The 9,699-nt window shown below is 71.3% G+C and carries 11 protein-coding genes; 4 read left to right on the top strand and 7 right to left on the bottom strand.

Annotated features, from left to right (window positions below; translation table 11 throughout):
- Window positions 1-217 precede the first annotated feature (217 nt).
- From ACGGCP_RS01460 to ACGGCP_RS01470, 3 genes are read right to left on the bottom strand one after another with little or no spacing between them, the layout of a single operon-like run.
- A complete protein-coding gene (locus ACGGCP_RS01460) occupies window positions 218-799 on the bottom strand; it encodes an anthranilate synthase component II (RefSeq protein ID WP_392959471.1) in 582 nt (193 codons plus the stop codon).
- A gap of 40 nt (window positions 800-839) precedes the next feature.
- Window positions 840-1,127 (bottom strand): hypothetical protein, encoded by a 288-nt coding sequence (locus tag ACGGCP_RS01465; protein WP_392959474.1) that lies wholly within the window; start codon window positions 1,125-1,127, stop codon window positions 840-842.
- Between the two features lies 1 nt (window position 1,128).
- Window positions 1,129-2,190 (bottom strand): class E sortase, encoded by a 1,062-nt coding sequence (locus ACGGCP_RS01470; RefSeq protein WP_392959477.1) that lies wholly within the window; start codon window positions 2,188-2,190, stop codon window positions 1,129-1,131.
- Between the two features lie 264 nt (window positions 2,191-2,454).
- On the opposite strand from ACGGCP_RS01470, the gene ACGGCP_RS01475 reads away from it, so the two are divergent.
- Window positions 2,455-2,718, top strand: coding sequence for a cell division protein CrgA (locus tag ACGGCP_RS01475; protein ID WP_392959479.1), 264 nt, complete (start codon window positions 2,455-2,457; stop codon window positions 2,716-2,718).
- 141 nt (window positions 2,719-2,859) lie between these two features.
- Here ACGGCP_RS01475 and ACGGCP_RS01480 read toward each other — a convergent pair whose 3' ends face one another.
- Window positions 2,860-4,017 (bottom strand): thiolase family protein, encoded by a 1,158-nt coding sequence (locus ACGGCP_RS01480; protein WP_392959481.1) that lies wholly within the window; start codon window positions 4,015-4,017, stop codon window positions 2,860-2,862.
- Window positions 4,010-4,528, bottom strand: a complete 519-nt coding sequence (locus ACGGCP_RS01485) for a YbhB/YbcL family Raf kinase inhibitor-like protein (RefSeq protein ID WP_392959484.1) — start codon at window positions 4,526-4,528, stop codon at window positions 4,010-4,012. Before ACGGCP_RS01485 ends, ACGGCP_RS01480 begins: the two co-directional genes overlap by 8 nt.
- 353 nt (window positions 4,529-4,881) lie before the next feature.
- Here ACGGCP_RS01485 and ACGGCP_RS01490 point away from each other — a divergent pair, with 353 nt between their 5' ends.
- Window positions 4,882-6,003, top strand: a complete 1,122-nt coding sequence (locus ACGGCP_RS01490) for a PLP-dependent aminotransferase family protein (protein ID WP_392960418.1) — start codon at window positions 4,882-4,884, stop codon at window positions 6,001-6,003.
- Between the two features lie 400 nt (window positions 6,004-6,403).
- Here ACGGCP_RS01490 and ACGGCP_RS01495 read toward each other — a convergent pair whose 3' ends face one another.
- Window positions 6,404-6,724, bottom strand: coding sequence for a hypothetical protein (locus ACGGCP_RS01495; RefSeq protein WP_392959487.1), 321 nt, complete (start codon window positions 6,722-6,724; stop codon window positions 6,404-6,406).
- Window positions 6,725-6,882: 158 nt separating this feature from the next.
- On the opposite strand from ACGGCP_RS01495, the gene ACGGCP_RS01500 reads away from it, so the two are divergent.
- Together ACGGCP_RS01500 and ACGGCP_RS01505 are read left to right on the top strand one after the other, a co-directional pair.
- Window positions 6,883-7,395: a peptidylprolyl isomerase gene (locus tag ACGGCP_RS01500; RefSeq protein WP_392959489.1), complete on the top strand. Its 513-nt coding sequence runs from the start codon at window positions 6,883-6,885 to the stop codon at window positions 7,393-7,395.
- A gap of 9 nt (window positions 7,396-7,404) precedes the next feature.
- Window positions 7,405-8,331 carry a rhomboid family intramembrane serine protease gene (locus ACGGCP_RS01505; protein WP_392959492.1) on the top strand — a complete coding sequence of 309 codons (927 nt, stop codon included), beginning with the start codon at window positions 7,405-7,407 and terminating at the stop codon, window positions 8,329-8,331.
- 351 nt (window positions 8,332-8,682) lie between these two features.
- Here ACGGCP_RS01505 and ACGGCP_RS01510 read toward each other — a convergent pair whose 3' ends face one another.
- The gene (locus ACGGCP_RS01510) at window positions 8,683-9,297 is read right to left on the bottom strand and encodes a molybdenum cofactor guanylyltransferase (protein WP_392959495.1); all 615 of its coding nucleotides are present in this window, start codon (window positions 9,295-9,297) and stop codon (window positions 8,683-8,685) included.
- Window positions 9,298-9,699 lie beyond the last annotated feature (402 nt).

Raw genomic sequence — 9,699 nt, forward strand, 5'->3', positions numbered from 1 at the left:
CGGGCGCCGTTCGGCGCCGTCGCGCCGCTTGCGCACACAGCTTAGGCGCCCGCCCGCCGCCCGGCGCCACCCGAACCGGACTGAAGCCCGGACGCAGCGCCGCAGAGAGACCGCGGCTGCCACTCGGCGGGGCCCGGTGCGCAAGGGCCGCAACGCGACCGCGCGGGCCAGGGGGCGCTGGCGAACCCCTGACGGCCGCTGTCCGGCCCGCTCGCTGCTAGTCCTTCGCGAGGCGGCGCAGCCAGTTCCCCAGGAGCGCGCTGCCGTCCTCGGTGAGGATCGACTCGGGGTGGAACTGCACGCCCTCGACGTCGAGGTCGCGGTGGCGCAGGCCCATGACCGTCCCGTCGTCGCTCGTGGCCGTCACCCGCAGCGGCTCGCGCACACTGGACGGCTCGACGGCCAGCGAGTGGTACCTGGTCGCGGTGAACGGGTTCGCGAGCCCGGCGAAGACGCCCTCGCCGTCGTGGCGGATGGGGGAGGTCTCGCCGTGCCGCAGCTCCGCCGCGCGCGTCACCTCCGCGCCCCAGTGCTCGGCGATCACCTGGTGCCCCAGGCACACGCCGAGCACGGGCACCTCGCCCGCGAACCGGTCGAGCAGCTCGTGCCCGAGCCGGGCCTCGTCGGGCCGTCCCGGGCCGGGCGAGAGGAGCACCCCGGCCGGACGCAGCTTCACGGCCTCGTCCGCGTCGGTCCGGTCCGAGCGGCGCACCTCCACCCGGGCGCCCAGCGCCCGCAGGTAGGAGACGATGGTGTGGACGAACGAGTCGCGGAAGTCGACGACCAGCACGCTACGCATCGACGTCTTCCATCACTGCCCCCACCTGTGCGTTCGTGCGCTACTCCCCGTCCGGGGACTCCGCGGTCTGCCAGTCCTCGGGGTCGAACCCCGTGCCCTGGCAGTCGACGCCGGGCGTGCAGGTCTGCTCCTCGCCGGGCGAGCCGCTCTCGCCGTTCTCGACGTTCACCTGCCCGGCCGGGTCGACGTTGCTCCACGGCATGAGCGGGCGCACCGCCGGGAACACGACGAACCACAGCAGTACGACGACCCCGACGCTCAAGGCGACCGAGCCGATGAGTTTACCCGGCAGCCCGCCGGGGAGCTTCCGCCAGATCCACGAGTACACGTCAGGCCTCCGGGTCGATGGCAGCGTCGGGCAGGTCGCCCGCGGGGTCGCGCGGGACGGTCTCGACGAGCTGGCTGTAGACGACGTACCGCTCGTAGTTGTCCCACCTGGGGTGGCAGGTGAACAGGGTCAGCCAGAAGTCCTCGTCGCCGGGCTCGACGCCGGGCTCGCCGGGGACCGGCGCGGTGATGTCGACCTGGGTCTCGTTGACGACCTCGTGCTCGGTGACCTCGTAGACGTAGAAGTTCTCCTTCGTCTCGATGACCACCTTGTCCCCGGGTTCGAGGGAGCGGATCTCGGAGAAGATCGCGGGCACGTTGTGCCCGGCGAGGGTGAAGTTGCCCTGCTCGCCGGGGTAGGCGCCGTCGAGGAAGCGGCCGGGCGCGTACTCGATGTCGGCCGGCTCGGTGCCTTCGACGAGCGTCCACGACTCGGCCCTGATGTCGGGCGCCCACATGCGTGCGAACGCGTCGCCCAGTTCGGGCACGGGCGCGCCGTCGACGCCCTCCTCCTCGACCGCGCCGTCCCAGATCGTGTCGAGGTCGCCCGAGAGCGTCTCCTGCTCGTTGTTGATCTGCTCGGACACGCCGAAGACCTCGTACCCGGCGTAGAGGAGGACGACCGCGCCGAGGGTGATGAGGACTTCGCCGAGGCCGCGCACGGTGGTGCGGACGCCGCCGTCGTTGCGGTGGCGCTTGACCGAGCGCTTCTTGCGGGCCTCGCTGTCGGCGCCGGGCGGCGCGGGCGTCTCGGCGGCGGGGATGACCGGGAGGATCGCGGTCCCGTCCGGTTCGGGGACGAGTGACTTCTTGGCGAGGCCGGGCGGGCGGAGCGCGGTGGTCCGGTCGGGGTCCTCGGCGGCGGGGATCGGCACGGGGGCTGGGGCGGGGACGCTGGCGCGGCCAGGGGTCGGCGGCGCGGCCGCCTGCCCTGCGGCGGGCCCCGGGGAGGGCCGCCGGGGCGGCGGAGGCTCGTTCGCGAAGGGGGACCAGTCCTGATCGCTCACCTGGAACTTCGCCTCCGTAGTGCCGGTGTTCTCTTCGTAGGGGGATCTCGTAACCATAACGCGCGAGGCAATCCTAGGGTTGTACCGCGAACCCGAATATCAACCGAACGGGCAGGTCTGCGCAGTGCCTGCGCGTTCCGGGCGCGGCGTGCGCGTGTCGCGGTGCGCACCAGGCGCTCCGGTCCGCCTCCGCTGTGCGACCCCGCAGGACAATACCGCTGCGGGGCCGCGGGTGTGAGCTACGCGATGCCGGGCGGACGGCCCGTCTCCGGCGGGCGGTACCCTGGACGCCGGACATGTCCCTCAGTTGGAGAGTCGTCGATGCCGAAGTCACGTGTGCGCAAGAAGAAGGTCTACTCGAGCTCGGGCGCGAGTGCGAGTTCGACCTCGGGCGAGAGCTACGAGCCGAGCCCGATGTGGGTGCCGATCACCGCCGTCGCCCTCATCGTCATCGGCATCGGCTGGCTGACCCTGTTCTACCTCTCCGGCATGGAGTTCCCGGTCGGGGCCTGGGGCTACTGGAACCTCGCGGTCGGCTTCTCCTGCATGGTCGCCGCGCTCCTCGTCCTCTCGAAGTGGCGCTGACCCCGCCCTGCTCTTGATGCGAGTACCCCTCGTAGCTTGTTCGAGAAGAAAATGTCAGACCCCTGGCGTACTTTTGTGCCAGGGGTCCCTAAGGACGGATTTATCACGAAATATCGTGATCCGTCCAAATTGATGACTCCATTACAGGAGCTCAAGCACGGTCGCGTTCGCCATCCCGCCGCCCTCGCACATCACCTGCAGGCCGCGCCGGGACCCGGTGTCGCGCATGTAGTGCAGCATCGTCGCGGCCAGCCGCGCCCCCGAAGCGCCCAGCGGGTGCCCGAGCGCGATCGCGCCGCCGCGCGGGTTGAGCCGCTCCTCGTCCGCCCCGGTCTCCGCCAGCCACGCGAGCGGGATCGCCGCGAACGCCTCGTTCACCTCGAACACGTCGATCTCGTCCAGGTCCAGCCCCGCGCGCTTCAGGATCCTCGCCGTCGCCGGGATCGGCCCGTCGAGCATGAGCACCGGGTCCGAGCCGACCGCGCACGCCGCCGCGATCCGCGCCAGCGGCCGCACGCCGAGCCGCCGCGCGTACTCGTCCGTGGTCACCACCAGCGCCGCCGCCCCGTCCGAGATCTGCGACGACGACCCCGCCGTCACCGAGCCGTCCGGCGTGAACGCGGGCTTCAACCCGGCGAGCCTCGCCATGCTCGTGTCCCGCCGGATCCCCTCGTCCGCCGCCACGCCCGCCAGCGGCGCGATCTCGGCGGCGAACAGCCCGCCGTCGCTCGCCGCCGCGGCCTTCTCGTGGCTCGCGAGCGCGAACGCGTCCATCGCCTCGCGCCCGATCCCGTACCGCTCGGCCACCAGCTCAGCTGCGAGGCCCTGGTTGAACAGCACCGGTGCGGTCGCGTCGACATGCGCCGCATAGCGTTCGCGCACGACCGGCCCGTACGGCTCGCCCGCGCCGGAGCCGACGCTCGACCCCATCGGCACACGGGTCATCGACTCGACCCCGCCCGCGACGACCACGTCCGCGTGCCCGGCCAGGACCGCCGCCGCCGCGAACGACAGCGCCTGCTGGCTCGAACCGCACTGGCGGTCCACAGTGGTCCCGGGAATCGCCTCGGGCCAGCCCGCCGCGAGGACCGCGTTGCGGGCGACGTTCCAGGACTGCTCGCCGACCTGCGAGACGCAGCCGAGCACCACGTCGTCGACGGCGTCCGGTCCGAGGCCCGACCGCTCCAGGGCGGCGTTCATCGCGTGCGCGGCGAGGTCCACGGCGTGCACGCCCGCGAGCACGCCGCCGCGCCGTCCCAGCGGGGTGCGGGCGGCGGCGAGGATGACGGCCTCAGTCATTGCGGTACACCGGCGCGACGACGGCCCGCGCGATCGCGTTGAACGTCAGGTGGAACGCGCCCACTGCCATCGAAGCGCCCGGGTCGACCTCGACCGGCGCCTTCAGGGCGTGCACGGCGAACAGGTAGCGGTGCTCGGGGTCGCCGGGAGGCGGCGCGGCGCCCGCGTAGCCGACGGTGCCCGAGTCGTTGCGCAGCTGCACCGTCCCCGCGGGCGGCGCGGCGGCGGCTCCGGTCGGCAGTTCGGTGACGGACGCGTCGAGGCCGAGCAGCATCCAGTGCCACCAGCCCGAGCCGGTGGGCGCGTCCGGGTCGAAGCAGGTCACGGCGAACGCGGCGGTCTCGGCCGGGAAGCCCGACCACGCCAGGTGCGGGGACACGTCGTTCCCGGCGACCTGGGCGGGGTCGAGCGTGGACTTGTCCGCGACGTCGTCGGAGACGACGGTGAAGGACGGGAGCGTGGGCAGGAAATCGTAGGGCCACGGGGCCCGGGTGCGGTCGAGCGACGTCATCGTTCTCCTCAACTTCTCGGCCCGGCCCGCGGCGGCCCTCCCCGTCCGTTCGGGACGGCGGGATCGCTTTCGCTTGCGGGGCCGCATGTCCGACGGAACCGTCAAGTGCCTTGCAGGGCTTCGAGGCCCCACACTTGCACCGTATCGCGGTCCGGCCCCAGGCACGAGCGGGCCGCGCGGCGAACCGCCCGGCACGGTCTGAAACGCCTGCCGCTCCGGCCCCGGCCGTCCCCACCAAGGACCCGCCCCCGGCAGGGCCCTGCCGCCGCGTGCGCCGACGTGCCCGAACCTGACCCGCCGTGCCGGCCGGTGAGGTGTGCCCGGGGCCGCCCATATGCCGCTCGACGTCCACCCTGCGGGCCGCTTACGCTGGTGTCATGCCGAACACCGACGTCATCTCTTTCTCCCGGGGCGCCCCGTCGCTCGACATCGTCGACACCGAGGGCCTCAAGGCCGCCGCCGTGGCCGCGCTCGACAACGATCCGGCCGGGGTCACCGGCTACGGCACGTCCGTGGGCTACGTCCCGCTGCGCGAGTGGATCGCCGCGAAGCACGGCGTCAAGCCCGAGAACGTGCTGGTCACCAACGGCTCCATGCAGGCCGACGCGTTCCTGTTCGACGAGCTCGTCAAGCCCGACTCGCCGGTGATCGTCGAACGCCCCACCTACGACCGCACCCTCCTGGGCCTGCGGAACCGCCGCGGCGAGCTGCACCCGGTGCGGCTCCAGGCCGACGGCCTCGACGTCGACGAGCTCGAGGGCATCCTCAAGGGCGGCGTCCGCCCGACCCTCGCGCACATCATCCCGAACTTCCAGAACCCGGCGGGCGTGACGCTCTCGGGCGAGAAGCGCACCCGCCTGCTCCAGCTCGCGGACGAGTACGACTTCACGATCTTCGAGGACGACCCGTACTACGACATCCGCTTCCGCGGCGAGCAGTTCCCGACCATGCTCGAGCAGGACGAGTCCGGCCGCGTCGTCTACGCGTGCTCGTTCTCCAAGACCGTCTGCCCGGGCCTGCGCACCGGCTACCTGGTGGGCCCGGCCGACATCATCGCGACGATCGCCGGCGCCGCCACCAACACCTACATCGCGCCGAACATGTTCGCGCAGGCCACGATCTACCAGTTCGCGGCCTCCGGGGCACTGGACCGCTCGATCGCCACGGTCAAGGCCGCCCTCGAAGAGCGCGTCGACCAGCTGTCCGCGTCGCTGCGCGCGCACCTGCCGAACGCCGAGTTCATCGTCCCTGACGGCGGCTACTTCCTGTGGGTCGACCTCGGCGAGGGCGTCGACTGCGCGAAGGTCGCGGCCGCCGCGAACGACGAGGGCGTCCAGGTCGTCAAGGGCACCGACTTCGTGCTCGACGGCGGTGAGAGCTGCCTGCGCCTGGCCTACTCGGCCGTGAAGGCCGACCGGATCGACGAGGGCGTGCGCCGCCTCGCGCGCGCCGTCGAGGCCTCGAAGGGCCACTAGACGCACAATCCGTAGTCGACTCTGAACGTAACGTCGACAATGGATGGCGGTTATGCGCCATGGCGTATAACCGCCACCGCGCCGCCCTTCCCAGAACGGAAACGGGGAGCGAAGATCGGTGCGTGACCGCGGTTCGCCGCGGTGCGGCCGTTATCCCGCCCCCATTGACGCCGGATCGGTGGACTCGCCCACTCCCCCCGAGGCGAGGCACCGGTCCGGCGTTGTCTTCACACGCTTTCGGGGACCCGCGTCGCCGCGGATCCCCGATCTGCATGCCGCCGCGGGTCCCGCCCCGCGGCCGCACTCGGGCTCCGGCCGGTGCCGTCGCCGACCGGTGGCCCCCATATCCAGTTCGCTGCGGCGGAGCCCCCGGCCCCGCCACGTGCCGCTACTGCGGGCGTCAGCGGGTGACGCTGTCGACGAGCTCCTCGGTGAGGGCCCGGTCGTCGAGCTCCGTGTCGTCGAGCAGCTCGTCCGCGAGGAGCGCCTCCCCGATCGACTCGGTCCGCTGCCGGTACCACAGGTACGCGGCGGCGCCCCCCAGCGCGAGACCCGCGCCGATCGCCCCTACGACCCACGGCCACTTCGGGGCCGGCGGCTTGCGGAGCCCGACCTTGGTCAACACGACGTTGACCTTGGGAGCGGCCGCCTCCCTTGTCCCCCTGGCCGCAGCGAAGCCCGCGTTCTTCAGCGAGGTCACACCCTGCGTGAAATGGTCCACGGCCTCCTTGGTCGGAGTCGTGGCATGTCGGCTGAAGCCCATAGTGAATGCCTCCTCTAGGTGCCTGTAGGTCTCATCGTGCCCCGGCGTGTGACACCCGTCGAGGGAAACGGGGGAGAAAGTTGGACGAACCTCGGCGGTCTGGCACCATAGACGCCATGACGAAGGCGACGCTGAAGACCAACGCAGGCGACATTGTGATCGAGCTGCTCGACAACCACGCGCCCAAGACCGTGGCGAACTTCGTGGGCCTGGCCGAGGGCACCAAGGAGTACAAGAACCCGGAGACCGGCCAGCCCGGCCAGGGCCCGTACTACGACGGTGTCATCTTCCACCGCATCATCGACGGCTTCATGATCCAGGGCGGCGACCCGACCGGCACCGGCCGCGGCGGCCCCGGCTACCAGTTCGCCGACGAGTTCCACCCCGACCTGCACTTCGGCGAGCCCTACCTGCTCGCCATGGCGAACGCCGGGCCCGGCACCAACGGCTCGCAGTTCTTCATCACGCTGGGCCCGACCCCGCACCTGAACTTCCGCCACACCATCTTCGGCAAGGTCGTGGACCCGGAGTCCCAGTCCGTCGTCGACCGCATCGGCAAGGTCGCGACCGGTCCCATGGACCGCCCGGTCAACGATGTCGTCATCGAGTCCGTCGTCATCGAGAAGTAACGAGGCTCGATGAGCGACGAGCAGTCGGCCCCCACCTGCTATCGCCACCGGAACCGCCAGACGTACCTGCGGTGCGTCCGCTGCGACAAGCCGATCTGCGCCGACTGCCGCATCGACGCTCCCGTCGGGTTCCAATGCCCTGACTGTGTGGCCGCCGGCCGCCGGACGATGCGCCAAGCGCGCTCCTCGTTCGGCGGCGGCGCCCGCTCGGGCGCGGCGGGCACCGTCACGAAGGTCCTCATCGGCCTCAACGTCGCGGTGTTCGTGCTCGCCGTCATCTCGGCGGGCAGCCTCGCCGCGGCGACCAGCTCTGGCCTGACGCCGCTGCACCTGCTCGGCGCCGAGATCGGCTTCCTCCCCGGCTATCAGCCGCTGGTCTCCGTGGACCTCTTCGGCACCGAGATCACCGCGCCCGTCGTCGCAGCCGGCGGCTACTTCCGCATGCTCACGGCGATGTTCCTGCACTTCGGCGTGATCCACCTGCTGTTCAACATGGTGGTGCTGTGGCTGCTCGGGCGCATCCTCGAACGCGACCTCGGGCCTGCGCGATACCTCACGGCCTACCTGCTGTCGGGCCTCGCTGGTTCGGTCGCGGTCTACCTGTTCTCGTACGACACGTTCACCGCTGGCGCCTCTGGCGCCGTGTACGGCATGTTCGGCCTGATGATCCTCGTCAACCGCAAGCTCAAGCGCGACAACCAAGGGCTGTACGTGCTGCTCGGGCTCAACCTGGTTCTGACGCTCATCATGGGCTTCAGCTTCGCGGGCCACGTGGGCGGCCTGATCGGTGGCGCGATCTGCGGCGCGATCCTCACTTTCACCCCGCGCGAGCGGCGGTACTTGCACTGGGTCGGCTTCGCCCTGTTCCTGGTGGCGCTCGCGGCGATCACGTTCTTCCAGACCGGCGTCCTCGACAACCAGTACGACATCGTCTAGCGCCACGCCTCCAACGACCCATCCCGACCCAACCTGACCGGGCCCCGGCCCGACTCGGTTCGACCCTGACTCGGCCCGGCCGGTCTTGACTCGCCCCGGCCCGTATTGACCCGGCCCGGCCCGGCCCGGCCCGGCCCTTCCCGGCCCTGCCGGGCAACGGGTCCTACTGGTCCGGCCTGAGCCGAGCCTCGGGCTCTGGCGACGGTTCGCAGCGCCATCCCCGGGGGCCCCTCCCCCCCCCCCGCCCCCGCCCCTCCCACCCCGATATTGTTGGTGTGCAAGGTTTTGAAGGCCGTCGCTATGGGCGACTGGCCGACGGTCGTCGTTGACCGTCCAGGCGGCTTCTCGCCGCTATTTGAGGTCGGCGGCCCAGGTCCGGGCCTGGTCGAGGTCTTCCGGTGTGTCGCAGTCGAACCACGGGGGCGGACTCGCATGCTCCCAGGTGACGGTCTCGACTTCGATGCCGGTGAACAGGAGCCGCGCCGGGGCTCCCGGCTCGACTTCGGCCGCGTTGCGGCGAACCAGGTCGGTGGGCCATAGGCCGCACAGCCACTGCCGTCGGCCTGCGTTGTCGCAGAACAGTGCTCCACTCTCCGGACCGGCCCCGCTCGCATGCTGGTGGAGCAAACGAAGCGCGTCGGAGGTCAGGAACGGCAGGTCGCCGCCGAGGATCGCCACCCGGTCGCAGTTGTCCGGCACTGCAGCCAGACCGGCTTGCACCGACCGGGCCGGGCCGGAACCCGGCGGATCCTCCAGGACCTGGGGCACCCCCTGTGGGAGGGGGCCGGCATCGGCGGGCCGCGTGCCCACCACGACGCGGGACACCGCGTCCTCGGTGGCGGCGAGCATCCGCTCCAGGATGGTGGAACCGGCCACCACCAGTTCGCTCTTTGCACACCCGGCGAACCGCCGGGCCTTACCGCCGATGAGGATGATCGCCGCGAACTCGCCCAGGTGCTCAACCATGCCCCCAGCGTAGCGATCACGTTCCGGTGGCGGGGTGCTGCTGCGCGTCCGCTCGGGTCGGGTTTCCTACGGATGCGGTTGGCCATGCGTTCTCCTTCTCGCTCTGTGGGTTTCGGAGGCCTTTTCGGGGAGGGCCGGTCGGGGCGGATTGCGATGGGCGGTCTTGGTCTTGGGGATGATCGGCCCAACCGCTCGACCGCCCTACCGCTCGACCGCCCTACCGCTCTACCGACTTGTCCGCCTTGTCATTTGTCGTTCGTCGTCGTCGGTGCCTCGGTCGTCGAGTGGTCGGGTTTCAATGCAGTTGCCGTGGGCCGTGGGCCGTGGGCCGTGGGCCGTGGGCCGTGGGCCGTGGGCCGTGGGCCGTGGGCCGTGGGCCGTGGGCCGTGGGCCGTGGGCCGA

The sequence above is a fragment of the Glycomyces sp. NPDC048151 genome (assembly GCF_043202775.1).
Lineage (GTDB): Bacteria > Actinomycetota > Actinomycetes > Mycobacteriales > Micromonosporaceae > Glycomyces.

Coding starts and splice junctions, on each gene's coding strand:
- ACGGCP_RS01460 (WP_392959471.1), bottom strand. CDS start 799: ATGCGTAGCGTGCTGGTCGTCGACTTCCGCGACTCGTTCGTCCACACC.
- ACGGCP_RS01470 (WP_392959477.1), bottom strand. CDS start 2,190: ATGGTTACGAGATCCCCCTACGAAGAGAACACCGGCACTACGGAGGCG.
- ACGGCP_RS01475 (WP_392959479.1), top strand. CDS start 2,455: ATGCCGAAGTCACGTGTGCGCAAGAAGAAGGTCTACTCGAGCTCGGGC.
- ACGGCP_RS01480 (WP_392959481.1), bottom strand. CDS start 4,017: ATGACTGAGGCCGTCATCCTCGCCGCCGCCCGCACCCCGCTGGGACGG.
- ACGGCP_RS01485 (WP_392959484.1), bottom strand. CDS start 4,528: ATGACGTCGCTCGACCGCACCCGGGCCCCGTGGCCCTACGATTTCCTG.
- ACGGCP_RS01500 (WP_392959489.1), top strand. CDS start 6,883: ATGACGAAGGCGACGCTGAAGACCAACGCAGGCGACATTGTGATCGAG.
- ACGGCP_RS01505 (WP_392959492.1), top strand. CDS start 7,405: ATGAGCGACGAGCAGTCGGCCCCCACCTGCTATCGCCACCGGAACCGC.
- ACGGCP_RS01510 (WP_392959495.1), bottom strand. CDS start 9,297: ATGGTTGAGCACCTGGGCGAGTTCGCGGCGATCATCCTCATCGGCGGT.